The sequence below is a fragment of the Desulfomonile tiedjei DSM 6799 genome, assembly GCF_000266945.1.
Lineage (GTDB): Bacteria > Desulfobacterota > Desulfomonilia > Desulfomonilales > Desulfomonilaceae > Desulfomonile > Desulfomonile tiedjei.
Genome location: NC_018025.1, coordinates 1,805,497 through 1,828,715, shown reverse-complemented (window position 1 = coordinate 1,828,715; position 23,219 = coordinate 1,805,497). Strand labels below are relative to the sequence as shown.

The window sequence follows — 23,219 nt, the reverse complement described above, 5'->3', positions numbered from 1 at the left end:
TTGATTACTTTGGATCTTACTGCTGCGAGGACAGGCAGGTCCTGTTTGTCACCCGCTACGCCCCATACCTTATTTTGTATCCTTGAACAGTACAGTCGAGTGGATGACGTATCCGCGCTGCAGAGCGATGTAATCAAATATCCACATCTTCCTCATCGCCCATTATATTATTGATTACGAAATTGTCTTGCGGGGTGCTTACCCGAATGTTTTCAGGTCATCCAAAGGGTTTGTTCGTACTGTTTTTCACGGAAATGTGGGAACGTTTTTCCTATTATGGTATGCGAGCTTTGCTCGTCTATTACATGGTCAGACATCTCAGAATTCCCCAGGATCAGGCTTCCCACATCTACGGTCTTTATACCGGGCTTGTGTACCTGACCCCGTTCTTCGGCGGAATGCTCGCAGACAGAGTGATAGGACAGCACAAGGCAGTCATAATCGGTTGTGTCCTTATGTCTATCGGCCATTTCACCATGGCCTGGGAATCGTTGTTCTTGCCTGCCCTCGCGCTTCTGATCCTGGGCAATGGTGCGTTCAAGCCGAATATCTCCACCCAGGTAGGCAATCTGTATTCTCCGGGAGATCCCCGCCGCGACAGAGCGTTCAGCATCTTTTATGTTGGAATCAACATCGGAGCTTTCTTCTCTCCTCTCATATGCGGAACCCTGGGAGAACTGTACGGATGGCATTATGGCTTTGCTGCAGCGGGAGTAGGCATGGTGACAGGGCTGGTTATCTATCTTCTCGGTAACCATTTGCTGCCGCCCGACGCCTTGGAGAATATCAAAAATCAGACCGTGCAACCCGAGCGGGCTTTTACTCCGGAAGAGAAGGATCGACTGTGGGGACTCATTGCGGTATGCCTCGTGAGCATCGCTTTTTGGGCTGCTTACGAACAGCAGGGAAATACCATGGCCTTGTGGGCTGACGTGAATACAGATCGAAGGATTCTCGGCTGGGAATTTCCTGCATCCTGGTTTCAGGCACTCAATCCGGCGCTGATATTTCTGCTCACACCGTTCCTGACTTCCTTCTGGTCGAGACAGTCCCGTAGAGGGAACGAGCCCTCGGCACCGACAAAGATGGCTATCGGATGCTTTCTGCTTTCTGCAGGGTTTCTGGTTATGATCGTTCCTGCAAGGTTGCATGCGACAAGCGGTGCGCCCGTAAGTTTTCTGTGGCTGGGAGCGTTTACGTTCCTGATCACATTAGGCGAACTGTATCTATCGCCAATCGGATTGTCTTTCGTTACCAAAGTGTCGCCGGCACGGATTGTCTCAACAATGATGGGAGTCTGGTTCCTTGCATCTTTCGCAGGGAACTACGGAGCCGGCTATCTTGGCCGATACTGGGAAAAGCTGCCCCGGGACGTCTTCTTCTTCGTGATTGCTTGCGTGGCATTCGCGGCGGGAGTGGCTCTTCTCCTCGTCATTCGCAGATTCCGCCCAATTATCACAAATTGATGGTTTGCTCAGGGCTGCAGAGCTGCAAAGACCATTTCTCGGATAGCCTTCGGCAGCGCTTCTTCGGATATTCCGGAGCGAGTATTCTCTCGCATGCTGCTGCCTTTTTGCGTATCCACAACGTCCACTTTAATGCGGAATAGGCCGTCAGTGCGGCTTACTTCAACCAGTGAGATTATTGATACGCCAAGTTTGCTATTGAGGCTCTCGAACATTTCTTTTGGTTGTTCGGGGTTGATGGTTACCTCACCGGATTTCGCTGCACTCTTCAGTTCCGATGGAGGAACTATTTCATATTTTTCAAGTAGGTCCAGATCAGGCTGTAAAGCTGCATATATAGAGTCCACCTGTTTCTGGGACAGGTGTTGTGTCGTACTGGGGAAAGTGACCAGAAATGCGGCTCGCGGACGCATAACTTTTGGTTTTGGTACATTCTCCCATGCAACGGAGCTCAGTCCGACAAGGGGCGAGGTTGTATCCCTGGGAAGAACCACGATCAGCAGCAGAACCGCAGCAACAACGGCAGCCGCAGCAAAGGACGGAATTCTGAACCGGTTGAAGAATCGCTCAAACAGCCCGGCTTCCGGTTGGGGTTGAACCGGTGCAGAGCGTTTCTCAGAGGGGATTTCGAGTCGCTCTTGAATGCCGTGCCAGAGTTCCACCGGCATTTCTCGCGCATAGTCTTCCTGTCGTAGTGACTCCGCGAATGCGGAACAGGCCGGGCACACTTCCAGGTGTGCGGCAATACGGCCTGCAGGGTCTCGGTTTTCACGTACGAATTCTTCTATTTCGAGGGAATCGGGACAATAGATCTCCTTGTTTTCCCTGAGTGCACCCGTGATCTTTGCCAGGTCCTTCAGTTCCAATGCGCACGTCGAGCACGCGTCTATATGCCTTTCAAGCTCCAGTTTCTGCTCCGGGCTCAGAGTATCGTCCAGATACTGCAGAAGCAAGTCTTTCGGGTGTTCCATATTGTGGGGTGGTTCAGGTGTTTTCACGAGAAGTCCCTCTCAGTTCCATGTCCTTGTACGCCGTCTTGAGCTTGTCCAGACATCTTTTCGTCTGAACGGTGACGGTGTTTTCAGTTGCTCCCATGAGCTGGGAGACCTCGCTAAAGGGCAGCTCTTGCATATATCTCAGTTCGATCAGCTCGCGACACCTGGGATCCAGCCCGGTCAATGCTCTTCTGAGCTGTGCGGCAAGCTGCGCTCTTTCTAATTGCCTGTCCTGAGACACCGAATTCGAAATCACGATAGTAGAATTTTCATCTTCCCCATCATGATGATCGACAGGTTCAGTGCGAGCATCCCTCTTGGAGGCTTTAGTTTTCCTGAACTCGTCAACGGCCACTCTCTGAGCGACTGTGCAAATGAATCCCGTCAAAGAATTCCCCGGAACGAAACTCTTCAACGCGGATGCGAGCTCCAGAAAAGCCGATTGCGTCAAGTCCTCTATATCTTGTGGAGAAGATCCCGTATTTCTCCTCACGATGTTTTTGACCAATCCCAGGAAGCGAGTATAGAACTCGTTCCATGCGGTTTGAGATCCTTTGAGACATTCCTGTACCAAGTCTATGTCAGGAGTCTTACCGTAAAGCGACATGCCCAGACAGCTCCAGCCAGCTTAGGTGTCTGCTCACAATGATGTCACCGAGAGCACCAAGATCTTAATCCGGCTCCTGACGGCAACTCCTGTCGCCCTGCATGGACTGAAGGAATGGATCAAGAGCCTCGCTTATGATAGCATGCCTTCAAGTCTTGTCCACGGTAAGTTTGATCTGACCCCTGTAAAGAAAACATCGAGGCGGGCCCCCGCCCCGACGTTCCAAGATTCAAGAGATAGAGATTACTTGCATTCCTTGCAATCTTTGACGATTTTCCCGCCTTCTTTGGCGCAATCCGCTTCCGTACCGGCCTGCTTGCATTTGCCCTTCACGCAACAGTTTACGGCGGGTTTGTCGCCGACATTGGCTGCCTTTCCTACTGGGAGAGTTCCCTCGCCTGCCATAGCCAGGGGTGCAGACAACAGGAAGGCTGCCAACGTCAGAAGATACAAGAACCTTTTCATCTAAATCCTCCTTGACATTTCTTGTCAGGTTTGTGTTTCCGGTCTGTTTCGACCGGCTTGAATAATGATTCGTAACCTGGAAGCAAATCTGACAAGAAATGACCGAAATACGGCAGGGAAGATTTTTATGCTGTAATTTCAGTATGTACTATGACGGTTCTGAAAAGTTTTTGCGTTTTGCGCCTAACATTCAGCAAGAGGCAAGGTCGTGTCTCGGGTGCCACTGACCTGAGCACGCTCAGGTCAGTGGCACCCGACTGTCAGAATTGCGAAACGAGCAACCGAGAAAAAATAGCCGCACGTGAAGTCAATCCGTGATTGCTTTCGAGAACTGCTATATCAGTTGCCAAAATTAGTGACCGATTGAAGATTGGTAGGTGCCGTGCCTCCGTGCCGGCACATCTTATACCGATTCTCGAAGTAATCACGGATTGTGAAGAGCAGTTCCCAGCAATTGGTAGCGCCGGCCTCCGTGCCGGCGAACAATTCACCAAACAAAGCAATAAGTTATCGCCGGCAGGGACGCCGGCGCTACTGATTCTTCCCATTGCAGGCATTGGATTCCGTCAAGACTTTCGATAACAGCTATAAATATGATCAATGATATCGATAGAATGGACCGGCAGCGACTGTGTTTCTTGTCAAGAAAAAACTACCTGGAAAGGCTGTTTTTTCTTGAGCATTGCGTTTAGGATGACGATCATCTTACGCATACAAGCCGTGATGGCAACCTTGAAAGGTTTTCCAGCCTCAATGAGGCGTTGATAGAAAGGCTTGATGACTACATTGGACGTTATGGCCGCGACTGCAGCCATATACAGGGTTGAGCGTACATCCGCCCGTCCACCCGAAATCTCGCGCTTGCCTTTCTTCTTTCCGCTGTCTTTGTTGAGAGGCGCCAGGCCGACGAGGCGACTGATTTCATGACGGCTGACATGTCCCAGTTCGGGCAGTTTTGCCATGAGCACTCTGGCAGTTATGGGGCCCACGCCTTTGAAGGTTCGGAGGAGTTCCTCTGTTTCACGCCACAGAGGCGATTTCCTGATAAGGTCATCGACATCTTTATCGATGTCTTCGATTTCCTTATCTAGGGCTGCTATGACCGTTTGAATGCTGCGCTGCACGCGATTGGAACGGGCTCGATGGAGGCGATTCTTTTCTGATGCACGCAAATCAACAAGCTGCTTTCGACGTGTTACGAGTTCCTTGATTTGCTTTTCGTCCTCCGTTGGCAGCGGCTTCGGTATGGGCCTAACCGTTTGGGCAAAGCGTGCCAGCACATAAGCATCGATGGCGTCTGTCTTGGCGAGTTTTCCGATGCCTTTGGCAAAGTCCCGCACCTGACCAGGGTTGACGACAGCGATCGGCAGGCCGGCGAGACCTAACTGGGCCGCAACGGTTATCTCGTAGCCTCCGGTGGCTTCCATCACGATTACCATGGGGGGCTCTGCGTGGAGGATCTCAATCAGCGAGTCGATGCCTTGAGTGTCATTCTTGACGGTGGTGTGCATGCCTTTTGGCAGCACATGCGCATCCAACTGATCTTTAGAGATATCTATGCCAACAAAAACTTCTTCATGCATGTGTAACATCCCACCCTTGTGGATACGGACTTCTCAACGAGTCCAGGCGACTGTTCGGGCTTTTTACACGAAGGCCTCCGGTGATCCAGCTGCCGGGCAGTCTCAGAGGACCAAGGGACGAACGATCTACCGGTGCCTCTGCCCGACTCCTGCAGAGAGTCTGACAGACGTGCATCCCCCCTCTATCAGGACTCTTATATCTTGGCAACCAAGAGTCCTATTTTTTGAAGTACCTCGTATCATTGATCCAGTATCAGCCCCTCCCCTCAGCTCGGTACCGGTTCCAGAGATTCAGTACTTCATGGACAGAAACATACAAGGGACGCCGGTCCCTACCCAATATCCTGTAATTCACACGAGAACACGAGGGATAAACGACAGAATTCTTGGCACTGACTATAATATGCCACCTGGTTCGAAGGTGCTTTCGGAACAGCAGACCGCATCCTCCAAAAGCTCTTCATGAGCGGAGCGGTTCGATTTGCCAGCCGTTTCCATTTCTGGTTGGTAAGAAGCTCGGAATGAGGCTGGAGGCGGATCGATTGCATCGCCTCCAGTTTCTTGCGTACAGAGGGGTCGGTGTTGTAGGAATTGCCAAAATTAACCTCGATTGAGGATAGGAATATTGGTGGGTGCCGTGCCTCCGTGCCGGCACATCTTCAATATAATCAATGATATCAATAGAATGGCCGGCAGGGACGCCGGTCCCCACCAATATCTTGTATTCAAGCGCAGGATAAGCGGCAGAATTTTCGGCAATCGTTCTAAGCGCGAATTTGGAATATTTGTGGAAAAACGGACAGGATCAGCGTGAGGCCAGAACCTCTTTGACCCATCCGTAAGCGGCAATCATGGCCGGGAATCCAACGATACTCATGGACAGGAGCACTGTCTGGAGCACTTCCTGTTCGGTAGCACCCGCGCTCAGCGCACGTCTCGCATGGGAACGCACTCCGCCCTTGGATTCCGTACCTATTGAGATTCCCAGTTGAATGAGATGCTGTGTTTTCGGATCCAAAGGACCAGCCTGGTCGCAGAGGTCGCCCACTTTTCGATACGCGTCAGCTATATCCTTGTACTCTTCGAGAAACTGTTTAAATATTCCAGGTAAATACATGATCAACTCCTTTACCGTATTGAAGTCGGACCTTCGGCATTCGCCTTTGCATTTCTTATGCTGCTGCCTCTTCCTGCAGCCCCCGAACACTCGCTTTTGAGTCTGCGAGTGGGAAATCCACCGTAAATTCGGAGCCTCCCAGGTTCGCACATTCTTCCGGAGACGAGCAATGAGCGCATCGCTCGGTATCACCCGGCATTTCGGCGTCCTCACCGAGGTGCTGGCAACGTTTCGTCGTAAACGACAGTTTGAAGCCGTACAATTCGGAAAACATTCTGATGCGCAAGAGATCGATTCCTTTGCCTCCCGCGTTAAAGGAATACGGTCTTCTGCTGGAGTAATTCTCCGTCTCCTGCACAGGATAGAAACCCTCAAAAATCAATTTCTTGTCAGATTCCGGAATTCCGACTCCCGTGTCTTTGACCGTGAAAATATACCAGTCTCCTTTGACGACCCCGTTTACGAACACGGAGCCATTGTCGGGGGTTGCTTCAATAGCATTCCTGATCAGTCCCTCCATAATCGCAGTCAGGACATGACCGGGAATGAGTAGTACGCCGTCTTCCAGGTTGAACTGGATATTCACTTTGCGATTTTGCTCTTTAGCCTTGAATGACACGAGGTGATATACATTTGTACCGAATTCCCGAATATTTATCCGCTGAAGCTCATCGCGCCGCGTCGGAAATGTTTTTTCGAGCCAATGGTGGATGATTTCGGCTGCTTCTTTTATTTTTGGTGTCCACTCGGTCTGAACCACCATCAAATCGAGAGCTTTTTGCAGGAAATCCGTTATCCATCGTTTTTCAAAGGTGTACCCGGTCATCATGATGCTCTCGACCTGGGCTTCCAGTCGGTTGAGGCTCTGAACGTGTCGATTCATGCGGTCTATGGATCGATCGAAGTCGTTAATTCCCATATCCCTGAGACGTTTCCACATAGTTGCCAACGTGCCCCGGATTATTGCCAGGGGAGTACGCAATTCATGGCTTAGATGATTGAGGATCTTGGACTTGACACGGTTCAGGTTTTCCAATTCGCGGTAGGAACTGAGGAGTTCCTCGAAGAATTGCGCGTTTTCCACAGCCAGGGCTACAACTCCCGCGAGGGAAGTAAGGATATGGACGTCTTCTTCCGAAAAATTCCCTTCTTTCTTGTTGATTACAACCAGGACACCGATGGTTTTCTCTCTCGTATGCAGAGGAACGATGATTTCATTGCGAATGGCGAAGCCGCTTCGCTCCTGAAAAGGCTTGAAGAATTGGGGATTGCTCGACGGATCGTTCAGCAGAGCAGGCTCTCCGGTCTGAAAGACCTGGCCGCTGATACTCTTATCCAAAGGAAGCCTCAGTTCCGCGGTTTTCGATGAGATTACCCCCTTTTCATCCTGAACTTCTCGCCAATAGAGATCTCCGCGTCGTTCGTCATACAGAAGCAATCCTGCTGCTTCAGTCGTCAGAGCTTCCCGAAGCTCGGTGATGACAACGGACAGCAAATGATCCAGATCAAGAGTGGTCGCAAGAGCCATACTGGCTCTGTAAATCATCTCAAGGTCGTCTTTGGATTTCTTGAGCTTTTTGTAGACTGTCGCATTGTCAATAGCGAGGGCAATAGTCCCTCCCATGGACATTGCCAGGGCTTCATCCTGTTCGGTGAAATCGCCTCCGATTTTGTTCATAACCATGAGCACGCCGATGGTTTTATCTCTCGTGTTCAGTGGTACTTGTAAGACTTTGCGGATCTGGAACCCGCTTTTCTTTGTCATCTCGGGATAGTAACGAGGATCTATGGATACGTCGTTTACGCGAGCAGGTTTGTTGTGCTTGAATGCCCATCCTGCAATACTTCCGTCTATGGGCAACCTCAAATCGTCCGATTGGGGAGCGAGTATGTGCTTGGAATCGCGTACCTGCCTCCAGTAAAGATCTCCGCGGTTTTCGTCATACAGAAGCACGCCGGCACCTTCAGCCAATAGAGCCTTTCGGACTTCATCGCAAACGATGGCCAAAAGCTCGTCCATTTCCATAGTGGAGGCAACGGCTTGAGAAATATTGAACAAAATCGAGAGCTCAAATCCCTCGTCCTGTTCGAATCCGATTTCCTTATCGATGAAATCGCCCGCTATTCGTTCGAGTTCTTTTACCCGCCGTTCCAGTTGTTCATATGTTGGTTTGGGCATCAGACTAGATCTCCGTGAGTTCACTGCCCACATTCGTTGGGTACTTTGATTTTGGCTCGGCACATGTCTCTGAAGTTGTTCACTCCTGTGAAGAACTCTCGCATCATGATAACCCAAAAGTATCTGCCTTTGCGGGTCAATCGTAATGAGCCGTTCTCATTGATCAAAGCGCCGAGAAGCTTGAACAATGGAATCTCTTTCCACAGAACTTTCCGAAATTTGCCGTCGAACTTCTCTTCAATGTCTTTGATGTTCAACGAGGTCCCGAAAAGCTTCATCATGAAATCATAGTGTATCTGTTCTTTAGCGGAAAAGCTCTTCTTTGCCAATATGGGAAGATTTCCCGTACTTACTTGATGCATATATTCAGGGATGGAAAAAGTATTTGCTATGCAGGCGCCGTTAACGTATCCAAAGGACCCGCTTCCCGCTCCGACGTATTCATCGTAATCGACAATGTATTCGTCTATCATGCTTTTTTTTCGTGAAAAGCACCAGGCTGTACCACATACATATTCATTATCGAGCGTTTCTGCAATTTTCTCATAAAAAGCTCGTTCCTGTTCATAGCTTATTGGACCGAATCTTTTCGCCAATTCTTTCTTTGTTATCTCGGACACCATGAGTGGATAAAACGTAACCTGATCCGCTTGCATTTCTCTGATTATTTCCAGATCACGCTCCAGCATCGACATGGTTTGTGTGGGAAAATTGAAGATCATATCCACATTGAGAGTGTCAAACCTCCCCATGATCGATGCAAGACGTGCCCTGATGTCGTCACCACTCCCGTATTTGTGATACCGCTCCATTTGCTTCAGGAGATTGTCATCAAAGCTCTGAACACCTACTGATAGTCGATTCACCCCTCCCTTCTGAAGGATTTCCAGAATTTCATCCGTGAGATGATTGGGATTGGTTTCTACTGAGATTTCCCTGATCTGAAACCACGTTCTGAGATCATCTAACAGTGCGCCCAATTCCTCCGGGAGAACCGTTGGAGTTCCGCCCCCTACGTATACCGAGGTGAATTCGAAGCCGAGTTTCCTGTAGATGAGGATCTCTTCCGTGAGGCTACGAAAGTACTCCCGTGCCACGCTCCTGTCCAGAGGATATCGATTAAAGGAACAATACGGACACAGTTCTTCACAGTAGGGAATATGAACGTACAGGAGGTATTCCGCTCCTTGACGCGGTCGCGGTGGTTCAATGCGTCCCACTTGATCGAATTGAAGGGTCTGATTGTATTTTCGTTTGAGATATGCCGTAAGCAGTGCTTCTGTAATCATCAGCCCGGGCTCCCATTATTCTCCCTCTCGCGGGGCGACTCGGGTTAGTTTTCGCGAAACATATTACCACAAATCGCACAATCCGGTCTGAATTCAAGTGCTCTCCATTTAACTTCTTCCCAAATGACGTGAATAATGCGATTTAAGAGAGGTGATTTGCGATCGACTGTTTGGGAATGAATCCTCGGGGTCGAATGCGCGCCGAAGGAGACGCGTGGGAATCGAGCCGAGCGGAGGTAACTTATGAGTGTTCAAGATCCCTGGACCATTTTCAGGGAGATGATGCAGTCTCCCGCGGCCAAAGCGGGAGAGTGGAAATCTGCAGTGCACGGCCGCGTCATTGGGCACCTGCTGCCTGACGTTCCGGAAGAAATACTCCACGCGTCCGGAGCGCTCCCTGTAGCTATCGAAGGGGCGGGAATTCACATCTCCCAGGCTCAGGCACATATTCCCGGTTATACGTGCAGCCATGCCATGGGCGCTCTGGAGATGGGATTGGCTGAGGAACTCGACGTGCTGGACGGCATGGTGATTCCGTACGTGTGCGATACGACGAGAAACCTCTTTCACATTTGGGATACCTGTTTTCCTCAGATGAACAATGAATTCTTGCGGCTCCCGAAACGGATCGATCTTGCAGCGGCACGCGACTATTTGCATGCCGAATTCTCGCGGTTGTTTGCATGGGCCTGCAGCTTAACAGGTCGAACAGCGGATCTTTCCGCACTGGAAGCATCCATAAGATTGTACAATCAGAGCAGATCGAAGCTGAGAGCAGCCTACAAGAAGTATCATGCACAATCCCCGGAATGGACTGCGGAACGCATTAATCTCCTGGTGGCCTCTGCCATGAGGACTCCCCGGGAAGAGCACCTGAAGTGGATGGAAGCTCTCCCCTGGGAAAACGACGGCCAATCCGCAGCAAAGGAAATAACTCGTGTATACGTCCGTGGGAAAGTGTGGGATCCCCCAGGAATATTGAACCTCATGGATAATCTCGGGTTGATTGTGACGAGCGACGAGATAGTAACCGGATTCAGAGGAATACAAATCGATGCCCATGAAGAGGGAGATCCACTCAAGGCTCTTGTAAATCGTCATTTTGCCATGCCCCCATACGCCGGATATCATACCGACCCAGCGAAGGCTGCAAACAACTTTGTGCGCAGGGTAAAGGACAGCGGTGCTCAAGGAGCGATCTTTCTGAATCCGAAATTCTGCGAGGCGGCAGGATTCGATACTCCCGACTTTCAGAAGGCGCTTACAGCGAAAAATATTCCGTCACTCATACTGGAAACCTCTGCACGGGGCGTTTCAATCGATCAGGTTCGCCTGAGACTCGAGGCGTTTCGGGAAATGCTGGCAGAAGACCTGCCGTGATATGTAGGAGATAATACGATGCAGCCTATTGAAGCGCTCAAGCAGCTCAAGCAAATCAACATCGATTATTACGGCGGCGCACACGCAGCCCGACAGAACAACAAGTTCATTGCATATGTAAACGCATTTACTCCGGTTGAGCTTCTGTACGCAATGGACGTGATCCCGATCTATCCCGAGAATCATGCAGTGATCATCGGCGCTCGCAAAATGTCCACGGAAGTCGCAGCAGCGGCCGAGGGAATGGGTTACTCGATGGACCTGTGCTCGTACGCCCGGTGCGATCTGGGGTCCATAAAGACGGGGCTGAGTCCGACCTGGGGACTTCCGAAACCCGATCTGCTTCTCATATCAAACAGCCAATGCGGTACGCTCACCAAATGGTTCGAGGTACTGAGCAGACTCTACAATGTCCCCATGTTTCTCATCGACGTGCCCCATTCCGGTCACGGCGAGCCGGACCCTGCAGGAGAAAGATACGTCCGAACGCAACTGGAGGACCTGATTCTTCTCCTCGAGAGAATCACCGGCAAATCGCTCGATCGGAATCGTCTGACAGAAGCTATTCGCCTTTCCAAAGAAGCTTCAGACCTGTGGACTCGTGTACTTGAATCCGGAATGCACAGGCCGGCTCCTATAACGGTATTCGATCAGTTCATATCAATGGCTCCCATTGTGGCTCAACGAGGCACTCAGGTTGCTGTGGATTTTTACCGCGATCTCGCCGCGGAACTGCAGGCGCGGGTCGATCAGGGAATCGGCGCATGCGAAAACGAACGTTTCCGCCTCTTTTGGGACAATTTGCCCATTTGGCCGGAGCTCAGACGTCTATCACTCTTTCTGGAAGAGCGCGGGGGCAGCCTTGTTACTTCATTGTACACATGGGCCTGGGCTCGGCTTGCAGTTGGTGAGGAAGATCCACTCACGGATTGGACAAATCAGTACTTGTATTTGGCGAATCTCCACCTTGGGAAAAGAATAGACGATTACCTGGAGATTGCCGCTAAATATCAGTTAGATGGATTTCTGTATCATTCAAATAGAAGCTGTAAATTCGTTTCACAAGATATTCCGGAAGTGCGGCGAGCCATAACGGAGCGTTCCGGTATTCCAGGTCTGATTCTGGAAGCGGATCACAATGACCCGCGCTTGTACACGATAGAATCTCTGGAGTCGCAGATCGATAATTTCTTGGAACTCTTGGCGTCCAGGAAACAATCAGCAAGGTAAGAGCATTGTCTCGTTTCGCACGAAAAGCTTTTCGTTGTATCCATTCAGTTATTCGTGGGTAAAATGCCCCCCGCCCCCCTTTATAAAAGGGGGGTAAAGTAGCAGCGTGCAATTCCCCCTTAGTAAAAGGGGGGTGGGGGGCATAGGCGCTAACTTATGGCATCTTTGGTCGTTTGTTCCGGAGGAACAACTGATAACAGGCCGGCGATTCATCATCCTTGTAGGGACAGGTCTCGTGCCTGCCCTCTCGCAATGACCGGCACGGAGGCCGGTCACTACCGGGCACCTACGAGGGGCGCCCCTACAATCAGGCCGGAAAGCCGGCGAGAAGATCGTGCCACGATATGGGATGAATTTCGACTTTTGAGACAGTCTCTGAATTACCGGGCTATTTTCTTTAGTCCCTGCGGGACAAAGAATGGCAGAAAAGTTAGCGCCTATGGGGGTGGGGGGAATTTATAAAGTCGGAGGGAACGTGATGCGGGAAAAGATTCTCTCTACCCATGTAACCCAATGGTTACTACTGGTTTCATTTTGCTGATGAGCAACGCAGATTCTCGGGGGTATTGCCACTTCGGCGATCTCACGGTAACGTGCTGCCCGGGGATTGGCAGATCGGATGCAATAGAATCGAAAAAGTACCGCTCGGGGCATCTGAAGAACGCACCGGTATTCGGGAGAATTCTTTCAGTGTTAAGAGATCTGGGCAATTGTCTCGAACATATATCATAGTCGAGTAGTCATTCAGTTATGTGTGGAAAAAATCCCCCCTTCCCCCCTTTATAAAAAAAAAGGGGGGGGTAAAGAAGGCACGTGCCAATCCCCTCTTAATAAAGGGGGATTAGGAGGGATTTTGAAAGTTAGTGGTACCATGATCACAGGAGAAGATCTTCTCTACCCCGCGTAACTGAACGGTTACATGGTCGAACACGCTATTGCGATCCAAACAGTTGTTGTGATCTAAAGCATTCGGAGGGAGTACCCGTTCATGGTGAGCGATTGGAAATCATCATATCGGTCGAAAATAATCTCAACGGAAGAAGCAGCTTCGAAAGTACAGAACGGCGACAGAATTTACCTTGGGAGCATGTGCTCCGAGCCCGTTTCCATCATCAAAGCGCTGGGTGACTCGTACCTGGAAGATGTTGAGATTGTGCAGTTTATCAACGGATCTGCAGCTTCTGAGCTCACGTCCAAAGGGCTTCGACGATTTCGTATGAAGACTTTCTTTGTGAGTGGCAAGAAAGGCGACGAACAACAAGTATCAGAGGCCGATTACGTTCCCCTGTTCCATTCCCAAATTCCATTTTTCCTGAGAAACCGTAGAATTCCCATCGACGTGGCAATCGTTCAAGTCGCGCCGCCAGACAGATTCGGCAGATTCAGTCTCGGCATTTCCGTTGACATTACAATGGCCGCAGTGGAATCCGCGCGTACCGTCATTGCCCAGGTTAATCCTTACATGCCTCGTACAAACGGTGACACGTTCGTTCCCGTCGACAAGATTCATTATCTCGTGGATGGACCGGAACCCTTGTGCGAGCCTCCAGCGGAGGTTCTCGGCGAACGCGAGGCAATCATAAGCAAGTTTGTTGCAGAACTCATTGACGACGGATCTATTCTGCAGCTCGGATTTGCCGGAATTTCTCATGGACTCCTGGATTTTCTCACGAATCACAAGAATCTCGGTATCCATACGGAAATCTTCACCGATCCGTTGGCAGATCTTATAGAAAGAGGTGTTATCACTAACAGCACCAAACGCACATACCGCGGAAAATGCCTCACTACTTCCTGCATGGGAACACGCCGGCTGTACGATTACGTGCATGAGAATGCACTCGTGGAATTCTACCCCTCCGATGTCCTGCTCAACCCGATGTCCATAGCGACCAATGACAATATGGTAGCGGTAAATCTGGCGCTACAGGTCGATCTCAGAGGTCAAATTCGCCAGGGAATAGCAACATGGACCGCCTTCGAGGGATCGGGAGGGGACAACGATTTTATGATAGGCACAGGCATGGCCAAGAATGGGAGGTCGGTCGTGTGCCTGCGCTCCACTTCACTCAAGAGCGGCAGATCTACCATTGTTCCGTCATTTGGTCCCAAATCCGCTGTAATTATGAATCGTGGAGAAGTCAACTACATTGTCACGGAATACGGGATTGCGTACCTCGGCGGCAAGTCCATCAGGGAACGGGCCATGGCACTCATTGAGATTGCTCACCCGAATCATCGGGAAGACCTTATGAGAGACGCCCGGGAAATGGGATATGTTTATCCGGATCAATTCTATTTCATGTCCGCTTCTCCCCAACTGCGCAAGAGTGTGCGCATGGATCACATGTTCAAGGGTGATCTTCTCGCGCATATACGGGTGATAAAACCGACCGACGAATCTATGATCCGAGATCTCTTCTATACCCTTTCGCAAGGTTCTGTTTATTTCAGGTATTTTAGTCCGAGAAGAAGCATGCCCCATGCGAATGTGCAACAATACGTCTCTATAACGGAAGATCAGGGGCTTTCACTGGTCGTAACCATCGGTCCGCGTGAGAATCGCAGGATAATTGCGGAATCCAGGTACGTGTTCGAACCCAACGGAGGATACCCGGATATTGCTTTCATGGTCGATGAGAACTATCAGGGACGCGGCATAGCAACGTTTCTGGTTCAATATATGATCGAGATAGCAAAAGCACGAGGAGTAAAGGGATTTTGCGCAGATGTGCTCTTCTCAAATAAGCCGATGCTCAAAGTATTTGAGCGGCTCCCGTACGTACTCCATAAGACGTACTCTGAAGGCGTTGTGACAGTGCGCTTCGCATTCGACGAGTTGAAAGAAGAGCAAGTTCCGATGCAGGCGAAACCAATGGACGTGTGATCCGAAAAGAAGGGCCATTTGCATTCGGTTGGCGTCGGGATTACCCGAATTTGGGTAGGCACGCGTTCGGCGTTTCGCGGGATGCCTCTGCCACGAAATAGCATCGAAATCGTACTCAAATGTTGTCATTGCGAGGAGCGCAGCGACGTGGCAATCGCCTAGTCCTCAAGCGCTTAATTTCAGGCGATTGCTTCGCTTTGCTCGCAATGACAAGCACTAAAGTCGCACTAACCATGAGGACCCCAAGGATTCTTGTTATTCACTGTCGAGTCGTTCTGGTGTTGACTTTTCTGCTTACCCACATCCTAAACGATTAGAAAGTTTTGAGGCAGCCTTCGAGACCTACCCCTACAACGATGGCGAATCGTGGCACGATTTGTTGCGTATTCGATTTGAGACACCTCCGGGACGCTGGGATGCCGGTCCCCACTGATATCTTGAATCTGAGCGTGAGATATAGCGGTTATCGAAAATCTTGACGGAATCCAATGCCTGCAATGAGAAGAATCAGTAGCGCCGGCGTCCCTGCCGGCAAGAACTTATTGATTTGTTTGGTGAATTGTTCGCCGGCACAGAGGCCGGCGCTACCAATTGCTGGGAACTGCTCTTCACAATCCGTGATTACTTTCGAGAATCGGTATAAACGTCAGAATCTTTGGCATTCAGTCTAAGTTCGTTATTTTCAGGTCAGCTTTGAACAAGATTCCGGAATTCTTCGCGGTATCAAGTGCTGGTTTTCTTTCGCATGAGATTACGATCGCCAAATGACAAGAGTGTCATCAGTGAGTCAATTTTTTGCACTTCTTCCGGTTCGATCCGGGTGATGGAAAAACCGGCCTGAAAGTCCTGGGGTCTTCTTTCGCCCGGATTCACCCATATGCATATTGCGGTAAGTTCGAATGCTTTGAGCTGAGTTACCTCATCTGCGCGCACGAGAAACGTGGCCTCCTCCCCTTCTTGAATATTTAACATGCGAGTACGAAAGCCTTTGTATGACAAATCCGTAAGAAACCCCGCGCGAGTAGGATCGTCCAGAAGACAAATGGGAATGGGAACCCTCAGATAGACTCGTCCGCTACTCCTGGTCAGCACTCTATTTTGAGGCTCGTCATAGAAAAGTCCTCGTTCGTACAGTTCCGCCGGTCTCAATAGTCCTGCTTTGACGAGTTGCGCGAGTACTTTTTCGAGCTCTTCTAAAGACAGGTCATATTTCGCCATCAATTCGAAATCAGTCAATCTTGCTCGGAAATCAGCAACAACGTGCTTAGCTTTCAAGGTACGCATTTGGCCCCCGCTTATGGAACTGCTGAAAAACCGGCTCGGAACCTAGTTTCTTCTATTTGAAGCAGCTTGTAAAGTATCTTTCGAGCAGCGCGTGGTCGGGCATGTTATTCCAATGCGCTATCAAAGAAGACAATGCTCAAACCGGCTGCGGTGGGTCTCTGAAGCGAAGTAAGACTGCGCCGTCCGTAGCGGAGGAGATCCACCGGAGCCGGCAACCGATCCGCTTCCCGACATTACTCGCATGAAAACGCATTGGAATTAGTCCTGATTTTGCTGATGCCAATGGAATTCTCGGACTCGTTCCGAATAAATCTGTACAATGAAATCTTGACGGGAGAGCCGTCGTAGCCTATGGTGTACTGTACAGATTGGTTTCACTTAAGTTTTTGGTTAATGGTACCGTGATCTAATTATAGATTGTTTTTTTAATTACTACATTCAGCGGTTGATGCTCTCAACCACGTGGCGATGAAGTGAAGGGGGAAGTCATGTCGATTCGCAAAATCAAGGCTCGAGAAATAATGGACGATATTAAATCGGGCATGACCCCGGATCAGCTCATGGAAAAGTATAATATTTCCAAGAAAGGCATAGCCAAGACGATTAAGCAAATTCTCGACGAGCGGTCTCATGTTGCTCGTACGCTTGCTCAGGACATCCAGGCAGGAATAAAAGATTCACAGTTGATGGAAAAATATCAGCTCTCTTCAGAAGGAGTGCGCGCTTCGCTTAAGGTTCTCCTGCAGGAGAACTTGCTCACTGCAGATGAAATCGACCGGTGGCGCAGTCGGACGGAGGATTCGATCCCGGCGGATAGAAGAGAAGCACAGCGACGTCCTATAGGAATTGCAGTACCTGTGCAGGATTCAGTGAATTCTCGCAACAAGGGCACAATCAAAGATGTGGCCGAAAACGGTCTCGCAGTGGTAGGGATGGATGCAGTCGTGGGGCAAATGACGCAGCTCGCGGTTCTGGGAGATGACCTCGGTCTTCTGGACCCATTCGAGTTGAAAGCGGAATGCAGGTGGGTGGCAACCTATCTCGGACGACCGGTAGCCGGTTTCAAGATAAGCGAAATTTCAGAGTACGACATGTATTCTCTCCACGCATTCCTCAAGACATTGGATTCAGAATCCAGAAAAATGTAACAGCCGAATTTAAGAAATCCAATTATCCGTCAGTTATCTCTTATCAAGAACGAACATAGTTTCCACACTGAAATCCCTACCCTTTTCACGATATGTCCCATGATCACGAGTAGAGAGAGGCGATCCTTTCGGGGTTCCTGCGGATAGTGTATAACTGCCCGTTGGAGCGAAATATGACATCGAATACCGAACACCGCGTTTTCAACCTGAAAATTCTTCTTATCTTGTCTGCAGGGCACCTAATCACGGATATATACCAGGGCGCCCTTCCCGCTATTCTTCCTTTTTTGAAGGAGAAATTGGCGCTCACGTACACGATGACCGGCGCAATCATGTTGGCATCCAATTTGACTTCATCTGTCATACAGCCATTGTTCGGGTACTTGTCGGACAAAAAAGAAAAATCTTTCCTGCTGCCGGCAGGCTGCGTTTGTGCAGGACTGGGATTGTCATTGCTATCCATTCCCACAAGCTACTGGGCAGTAATTGCATTGGTAATCGTCAGCGGTCTCGGAGTTGCCTCTTTCCATCCCGAAGGATACAAGACTGCCCATTTCTTTACCGGCGACAAAATGGCAGCAGGTATGTCCGTGTTTTCCGTGGGTGGAAATCTCGGATTTGCCCTGGGACCGCTACTCTCATTGTTTGTTATCGGAACGTACGGATTCAGTTTTCTTCCTGGAATGTTTGTCTTTTCTTTAGTCTTTCTCGGGATGATCGGTTACACATGGGGAACAGTGACCGAGAATTCCTCGTCCAGTGCCGGGAAAGAAAAAGCTCTGGAGATTCCCACTCCTTCAGGGGCCCATTTTTCGCTCTTTCTCCTCATTATGACCGTGGTCATGAGATCCTGGACTCAGATAGGATTGATGACCTACATCCCGTTTTATTATATCGATTATCTCAAGGGCGATCCCATGTATGCAGGTAAGCTTGTTTCGGTGTTCCTCCTTGGAGGTGTGGTAGGTACGATAATCGGATCTTTGCTCGCCGATCGATGGGGTCACAGAAAATTCCTGATTCTTTCCTTGACTGCGACGTCGCTCTTTTTTCCGGTTGTCTTTATGGCTGACGGCATTATGCTGTTCATTGCTCTCGGAGTTTTCGGGACTCTCTTGATTTCAAGCTTCACGGTAACGATTGTCATGGCACAGCAACTTCTCCCCAAAAATCTTGGGGTAGCTTCCGGCCTCATGGTTGGATTCGCTATAGGAACGGGCGGAATAGGAGTTACCATTCTCGGTACTATCGCCGATATATACGGAGTTCCGACTGCTTTGCAGTCCATTATGGTACTCCCTGTCATTGGACTAATATTGAGTTTTCCTATAAAAGATTCTGCCAGGGCTTCCCTGCCGAAATGAAACAACCTGCAACCATGAGGGATGGTCGCTGAGCATGGCTTTCTTTTCCAAGATGAATAATCCGTTCTTGAGATTTCTCGGATCGCCCCAGACAATCCTGGTGGGAAGCTTCGCGGGAGTAATCCTCATCGGAGCCCTGTTCCTCATGCTTCCCTGGGCCCAAACCCAGAATAAAATCGGATTCGTGGATGCTCTCTTTACTGCAACATCTGCAGTTTGTGTCACCGGGTTGATAGTAGTCGATACTGCCACTGACTACACATTCTTCGGTCAGGCGGTCATTCTCTTTCTTATTCAGATCGGCGGTCTGGGGGTCATGACGTTCGCATCGCTCGCATTCCAGATTCTTGGCAGAAGGCTTTCCCTGCAAACCCAGGCGGTGGTGCATGATTCTTTTTTTCAGCAAGATGTGGGTGCTGAGTTCAAACGAACATTCGCAACAATTTTATTACTCACGTTCGGCATTGAGGCTCTGGGTGCTTTTTTCTTGTTTATCCGTTTCATTCCGAACATGGATTTCGGCGAAGCTCTGTGGAGTTCTGTATTTCACTCCATATCGGCCTTCTGTAACGCCGGTTTTTCCATTCGTAGCGATAGCCTTATCGGTCTGAGACACGATTTTGTGGTGCTGTTCGTAATTATGGCTCTCATTGTGCTGGGCGGACTCGGATACATGGTTCTTCATGAATTGTGGATTGCCGGGGGCCGACGTTTCGGTTTTTTTCCGGTAATGCGCTATAGAGAGAGACGGTTTTCATTTCATAGTAGAGTGGTCATGTACGTCACTTCAATTCTGCTTGTGGGTGGCACTTTCATGTTGATGGCCTCGGGTCTCACCCCTGAGGAGACTACATGGTACGACAAAGGAATGAATGCGGTTTTCCAATCCGTCACTTCCCGGACAGCCGGGTTCAACACTGTCGATATTGGTCTGCTGCCTTCCGGATCGCTCTTTATCCTCATTGTGCTTATGTTTGTTGGAGGATCGCCTGGTTCATGCGCGGGCGGGATCAAAACCACCTCCGTGGCCATCTGGCTTGCACGGCTGCGTTCAGGAGTGTACGGGGACACCGATGTCCATTTGATGGACCGGCGCTTGTCTCAAGAACTGGTAGGACGTACCGATCTGTTGATTGCTGTGGCGACAGTCTGGAATGTTATCGGTATTCTGCTCTTGTATCAGACTGAAACCCACTTAAGAGTGGATTCGTTGCACCTGTTTTTTGAACAAATATCGGCATTTGGAACTGTGGGACTTTCAACTGGAGTTACGCCGAATCTTTCCATTGCGGGAAAGTTGTGGATCAGCGCAACCATGTTCATGGGCAGACTGGGACCTCTTACGATAACTCTGTGGATGTTTCCCAGATCCCCTGTTCAGGTGAGTTACCCTAAAGGGAGAGTAATGATCGGATGAAATCCGGACAAAAACTGATTTGTGTTGTGGGATTGGGTCAGTTCGGAAGCCATATCGCCAGAGAATTGGCCCAGCACTGCGAAGTCTTGGCCCTTGATAGCAGTGAGGCGAGAGTAAACCTGATCGTTGATGAAGTGCAGCGCGCTCTCATTATTGATGCCAAAGACTTCCAAACCCTCAGTTCGCTCGTCACCCCGGATTTCGATGAGGCAATCGTAAGTCTGGGAGAAAGTATGGAAGCAAGTATTCTCTGCACTCTCCATCTGAAAAGGATCGGAATAAAGACCATCCGAGCAAAAGCTGTGACAGAGGATCATGCAGCTATTCTTCGAGCGGTTGGCGCTACGGAGACCATTTTCCCGGAACGTGAGACTGCTCAAAGGCTTGCTGCACAAATTGCCAATCCGAATCTGCTCGACTTTATTCCTCTTGCAGAGGATTTCCGCGTCATGGATATTGCACCGCCCGACTCTTTCCACGGGCATACGTTGCAAGAGCTGAACGTTCGAGATAAATACGGCGTGTTTGTCATCGCGGTGAAGGAATTGGTTCCGCCAAGTTTCATTTTCTTGCCGGGCCCGGGTTTCAGGATAAAACCCAGTGATGTGCTCGTAGTGATCGGTCGGGAATCGGATCTTCAAAATCTTTTGAAGGAAGCCGAAAGCAGTCTCTAGATTTTTCCCATTTATACTGATTGTCAAAAATTCTGACGTTTTATCTTACGCTCCAATTCAAGATATCAGTGGGGACCGGCGTCTCTGTCGATCTATTATATTGATATCATTTATTATATTGAAGATGTGCCGGCACGGAGGCCGGCACCCACCAATACCCCCATCCTTAATCAGATATTAATTTTGGCAATTGTTATAAAATTGTTGATTCTTCATGGTGTTAACGTCCTGTCCAGACCGGCTTTCGTTTCTCGAGAAACGCCTTTATCCCGTTCTGCGCATCTTCGGCCATGAGATTGAGAGTAATAAGATTGGTCGCATAATCGTACGCCCTTGGTTCATCCAATTCGATCTGATCGTAAAACGCACGTTTCCCGAGGCGAAGCACGAGAGGACTCGCTTCAGCAATAGCTTTGGCCATATCCATGCACGTGCTCTCCAGCGCCTCTTCAGAAACGACCCTGTTTACGAGCCCGTAATTTTCGGCTTCTTCCGCTGAAATGAGGCGTCCGGTGAGAAGCATTTCCAGAGCACGCTTCCTGCCCACTGCCCTGGACAATGCAACCATGGGAGTAGTGCAGAAGAGCCCGATTCTTACACCAGGAGTCCCGAACTTGGCAGTTGTGTCGGCTATGGCAAGATCGCAGGTTGCGACGAGCTGACAACCGGCTGCTGTTGCTACACCATGCACCTGAGCTATCACGGTTTGAGGAATTTCGTGAACAAGCGTCATCATCCGGGTGCACTGCTCGAATATGAATTTGTACTCTGAAAGGGAGCCGTCAATCATTTCCGAAAGATTGTGACCCGAACAGAAGTGCTTGGCGCTCGATTTGACAATGAGCACTTTCACCGAATCAGTGGATGCAAAATCCTCGAGAGCTGCGATGATTTCTCCGATCATGTTCCTGGAAAGCGCATTGAAGGTCTTGGGTGAATTGAGCGTAAGCGTTCCGATCGCGTCCTGAGTTTCAACCAGAATGTTCTGATAGTTCATAGAGAACCTCCGCAGCGTATTTGATACCGATGCGCATTCAAAGAGATAAAATCTGGGAAACCCTTCTTGTAAGAAGTGTTTCCCAGACCCTTCCCAAGAACTTTTAATATGCGCCCAAGCCCATGGTTTTTCTATCGAAAAACTATGGGCTTGGGCGAGTGCTAAAAGTTTTTTGGAGGGTCCGGGAACCTTTTTTACAAAAAAGGTTCCCGGATATTACGCTTTGAAAGCGCATCAGGAGACTACCAGGAAATTAGCACACAATGCCCGAGAAGAGAAAGCCCATTGGGTTCACGGGCTTACATTCTACAACCGTTGACAAACGTGTTCTCTTCGTACAATCTGCCTTCCAATGCTGGAATGGATGACGATGATGAAGACTCTTTTCCTCACGCGCTGCTCGTGCATCGCATTGTTGATCGTATTGTTCGGCACGCATGCTTTGGCACAAGCTCCGGCTGCCGGCGCAAAGCAATCCGCAGCAGTTCATGTGAGACAGGGAAAAGAGCAGTTTGGCAATAAGCTCTACGCAGCGGCACTTCGATCTCTTTCTCTTGCATTACGAAAAGATCCACACAACTCCCAAGCTTATTTGTATCGAGGAAAGACTCGACTCGCTATGGGAATGCCTCATCTTGCCATTAAGGACTTCAACCAGTATATCGAGCTGAAACCGTCCGATGCTGCAGGGTATGTGGAAAGAGGCGATGCCCACAATTTCAATCTCGATCACGAAACTGCTTTGAGCGACTACAATACGGCCATTAAGCTCGCACCGTCTTCTTCATCAGCTTTTCTCGGCAGAGGTCTCGCTTTTACTGCACTGACACGGTACAGTGAAGCCATTAAGGACTATCAGACTGTTCTGCGACTGAATCCGAACAATCCCGATGCTCTGGGCAATCTGGGTATCGCCTGTATGCTCGGTGAAAGACCGGTTGAAGCCATGAATTATTTCGAGCGAGCCCTTGCGAATGAAACCGATTTGGAATGGCGCAGGCGTATCGAAGAATACACCGAAAAACTGCTTAAGAGCGCTGACGGAATGAAAAAACCCGTTCGCGGGCTGCCTACCAGACCTGCAGGTCCTGTGAAGAATCTATGGTAATATCCTGAATCCGTTTTGGAGCACTCAAT

18 protein-coding genes are annotated in these 23,219 nt (G+C 49.7%); 9 read left to right on the top strand and 9 right to left on the bottom strand.

Annotated elements, in window-relative coordinates; genetic code table 11:
- The first annotated feature begins 206 nt into the window (after positions 1–206).
- The gene (locus tag DESTI_RS07670) at positions 207–1,466 is read left to right on the top strand and encodes a peptide MFS transporter (RefSeq protein ID WP_014809393.1); all 1,260 of its coding nucleotides are present in this window, start codon (positions 207–209) and stop codon (positions 1,464–1,466) included.
- 8 nt (positions 1,467–1,474) lie between these two features.
- On the opposite strand, the gene DESTI_RS07665 is transcribed toward DESTI_RS07670, so the two are convergent.
- From DESTI_RS07665 to DESTI_RS07630, 7 genes are all read right to left on the bottom strand, one after another.
- The gene (locus tag DESTI_RS07665; RefSeq protein WP_014809392.1) at positions 1,475–2,464 is read right to left on the bottom strand and encodes an anti-sigma factor family protein; all 990 of its coding nucleotides are present in this window, start codon (positions 2,462–2,464) and stop codon (positions 1,475–1,477) included.
- Positions 2,451–3,068, bottom strand: a complete 618-nt coding sequence (locus tag DESTI_RS07660; protein ID WP_014809391.1) for an RNA polymerase sigma factor — start codon at positions 3,066–3,068, stop codon at positions 2,451–2,453. The genes DESTI_RS07665 and DESTI_RS07660 overlap by 14 nt, the downstream gene beginning before the upstream one ends.
- Before the next feature lie 243 nt (positions 3,069–3,311).
- Positions 3,312–3,533, bottom strand: a complete 222-nt coding sequence (locus DESTI_RS07655) for a hypothetical protein (RefSeq protein WP_014809390.1) — start codon at positions 3,531–3,533, stop codon at positions 3,312–3,314.
- Between the two features lie 641 nt (positions 3,534–4,174).
- Positions 4,175–5,116: an IS110 family RNA-guided transposase gene (locus tag DESTI_RS07650; RefSeq protein WP_014809389.1), complete on the bottom strand. Its 942-nt coding sequence runs from the start codon at positions 5,114–5,116 to the stop codon at positions 4,175–4,177.
- Between the two features lie 805 nt (positions 5,117–5,921).
- Complete coding sequence (locus DESTI_RS07640) at positions 5,922–6,233, bottom strand: carboxymuconolactone decarboxylase family protein (protein ID WP_014809388.1); 312 nt, start codon at positions 6,231–6,233, stop codon at positions 5,922–5,924.
- Between the two features lie 55 nt (positions 6,234–6,288).
- Positions 6,289–8,412 carry a GAF domain-containing sensor histidine kinase gene (locus tag DESTI_RS07635; RefSeq protein ID WP_014809387.1) on the bottom strand — a complete coding sequence of 708 codons (2,124 nt, stop codon included), beginning with the start codon at positions 8,410–8,412 and terminating at the stop codon, positions 6,289–6,291.
- Between the two features lie 20 nt (positions 8,413–8,432).
- A complete protein-coding gene (locus tag DESTI_RS07630; protein ID WP_014809386.1) occupies positions 8,433–9,701 on the bottom strand; it encodes a coproporphyrinogen III oxidase family protein in 1,269 nt (422 codons plus the stop codon).
- A 243-nt stretch (positions 9,702–9,944) separates the two neighbouring features.
- Between DESTI_RS07630 and DESTI_RS07625 the strand changes: the two genes are divergently transcribed.
- The 3 genes from DESTI_RS07625 (at position 9,945) to DESTI_RS07610 (ending at position 15,198) form a co-directional block, all read left to right on the top strand.
- Entirely contained in the window at positions 9,945–11,081 is a 1,137-nt protein-coding gene (locus tag DESTI_RS07625) for a 2-hydroxyacyl-CoA dehydratase subunit D (protein WP_014809385.1), read from the top strand.
- Positions 11,082–11,099: 18 nt separating this feature from the next.
- Positions 11,100–12,311: a 2-hydroxyacyl-CoA dehydratase subunit D gene (locus tag DESTI_RS07620; RefSeq protein ID WP_014809384.1), complete on the top strand. Its 1,212-nt coding sequence runs from the start codon at positions 11,100–11,102 to the stop codon at positions 12,309–12,311.
- A 988-nt stretch (positions 12,312–13,299) separates the two neighbouring features.
- The gene (locus DESTI_RS07610; RefSeq protein ID WP_014809383.1) at positions 13,300–15,198 is read left to right on the top strand and encodes a GNAT family N-acetyltransferase; all 1,899 of its coding nucleotides are present in this window, start codon (positions 13,300–13,302) and stop codon (positions 15,196–15,198) included.
- Positions 15,199–15,921: 723 nt separating this feature from the next.
- Here the strand turns inward: DESTI_RS07610 and DESTI_RS07605 are convergent.
- Positions 15,922–16,482, bottom strand: a complete 561-nt coding sequence (locus DESTI_RS07605; RefSeq protein ID WP_014809382.1) for a PilZ domain-containing protein — start codon at positions 16,480–16,482, stop codon at positions 15,922–15,924.
- A 488-nt stretch (positions 16,483–16,970) separates the two neighbouring features.
- Here DESTI_RS07605 and DESTI_RS07600 point away from each other — a divergent pair, with 488 nt between their 5' ends.
- From DESTI_RS07600 to DESTI_RS07585, 4 genes are all read left to right on the top strand, one after another.
- The gene (locus tag DESTI_RS07600; RefSeq protein ID WP_014809381.1) at positions 16,971–17,630 is read left to right on the top strand and encodes a PilZ domain-containing protein; all 660 of its coding nucleotides are present in this window, start codon (positions 16,971–16,973) and stop codon (positions 17,628–17,630) included.
- A gap of 173 nt (positions 17,631–17,803) precedes the next feature.
- Positions 17,804–18,994 (top strand): MFS transporter, encoded by a 1,191-nt coding sequence (locus DESTI_RS07595; RefSeq protein ID WP_014809380.1) that lies wholly within the window; start codon positions 17,804–17,806, stop codon positions 18,992–18,994.
- Positions 18,995–19,028: 34 nt separating this feature from the next.
- Positions 19,029–20,411 carry a TrkH family potassium uptake protein gene (locus DESTI_RS07590; protein WP_014809379.1) on the top strand — a complete coding sequence of 461 codons (1,383 nt, stop codon included), beginning with the start codon at positions 19,029–19,031 and terminating at the stop codon, positions 20,409–20,411.
- Complete coding sequence (locus DESTI_RS07585; protein WP_014809378.1) at positions 20,408–21,085, top strand: potassium channel family protein; 678 nt, start codon at positions 20,408–20,410, stop codon at positions 21,083–21,085. Before DESTI_RS07590 ends, DESTI_RS07585 begins: the two co-directional genes overlap by 4 nt.
- A 220-nt stretch (positions 21,086–21,305) precedes the next feature.
- On the opposite strand, the gene DESTI_RS07580 is transcribed toward DESTI_RS07585, so the two are convergent.
- A complete protein-coding gene (locus tag DESTI_RS07580; RefSeq protein ID WP_014809377.1) occupies positions 21,306–22,082 on the bottom strand; it encodes an enoyl-CoA hydratase in 777 nt (258 codons plus the stop codon).
- Between the two features lie 370 nt (positions 22,083–22,452).
- Here DESTI_RS07580 and DESTI_RS07575 point away from each other — a divergent pair, with 370 nt between their 5' ends.
- The gene (locus DESTI_RS07575; RefSeq protein WP_014809376.1) at positions 22,453–23,190 is read left to right on the top strand and encodes a tetratricopeptide repeat protein; all 738 of its coding nucleotides are present in this window, start codon (positions 22,453–22,455) and stop codon (positions 23,188–23,190) included.
- Positions 23,191–23,219: the final 29 nt, after the last annotated feature.

Excerpts from the sequence above, each read along its gene's own strand:
- DESTI_RS07580 (WP_014809377.1), bottom strand. The coding sequence starts at position 22,082 with ATGAACTATCAGAACATTCTGGTTGAAACTCAGGACGCGATCGGAACG.
- DESTI_RS07660 (WP_014809391.1), bottom strand. The coding sequence starts at position 3,068 with ATGTCGCTTTACGGTAAGACTCCTGACATAGACTTGGTACAGGAATGT.
- DESTI_RS07585 (WP_014809378.1), top strand. The coding sequence starts at position 20,408 with ATGAAATCCGGACAAAAACTGATTTGTGTTGTGGGATTGGGTCAGTTC.
- DESTI_RS07595 (WP_014809380.1), top strand. The coding sequence starts at position 17,804 with ATGACATCGAATACCGAACACCGCGTTTTCAACCTGAAAATTCTTCTT.
- DESTI_RS07625 (WP_014809385.1), top strand. The coding sequence starts at position 9,945 with ATGAGTGTTCAAGATCCCTGGACCATTTTCAGGGAGATGATGCAGTCT.
- DESTI_RS07640 (WP_014809388.1), bottom strand. The coding sequence starts at position 6,233 with ATGTATTTACCTGGAATATTTAAACAGTTTCTCGAAGAGTACAAGGAT.
- DESTI_RS07655 (WP_014809390.1), bottom strand. The coding sequence starts at position 3,533 with ATGAAAAGGTTCTTGTATCTTCTGACGTTGGCAGCCTTCCTGTTGTCT.
- DESTI_RS07630 (WP_014809386.1), bottom strand. The coding sequence starts at position 9,701 with ATGATTACAGAAGCACTGCTTACGGCATATCTCAAACGAAAATACAAT.
- DESTI_RS07650 (WP_014809389.1), bottom strand. The coding sequence starts at position 5,116 with ATGCATGAAGAAGTTTTTGTTGGCATAGATATCTCTAAAGATCAGTTG.
- DESTI_RS07670 (WP_014809393.1), top strand. The coding sequence starts at position 207 with ATGTTTTCAGGTCATCCAAAGGGTTTGTTCGTACTGTTTTTCACGGAA.
- DESTI_RS07605 (WP_014809382.1), bottom strand. The coding sequence starts at position 16,482 with ATGCGTACCTTGAAAGCTAAGCACGTTGTTGCTGATTTCCGAGCAAGA.
- DESTI_RS07620 (WP_014809384.1), top strand. The coding sequence starts at position 11,100 with ATGCAGCCTATTGAAGCGCTCAAGCAGCTCAAGCAAATCAACATCGAT.
- DESTI_RS07610 (WP_014809383.1), top strand. The coding sequence starts at position 13,300 with ATGGTGAGCGATTGGAAATCATCATATCGGTCGAAAATAATCTCAACG.
- DESTI_RS07575 (WP_014809376.1), top strand. The coding sequence starts at position 22,453 with ATGATGAAGACTCTTTTCCTCACGCGCTGCTCGTGCATCGCATTGTTG.
- DESTI_RS07600 (WP_014809381.1), top strand. The coding sequence starts at position 16,971 with ATGTCGATTCGCAAAATCAAGGCTCGAGAAATAATGGACGATATTAAA.
- DESTI_RS07635 (WP_014809387.1), bottom strand. The coding sequence starts at position 8,412 with ATGCCCAAACCAACATATGAACAACTGGAACGGCGGGTAAAAGAACTC.
- DESTI_RS07590 (WP_014809379.1), top strand. The coding sequence starts at position 19,029 with ATGGCTTTCTTTTCCAAGATGAATAATCCGTTCTTGAGATTTCTCGGA.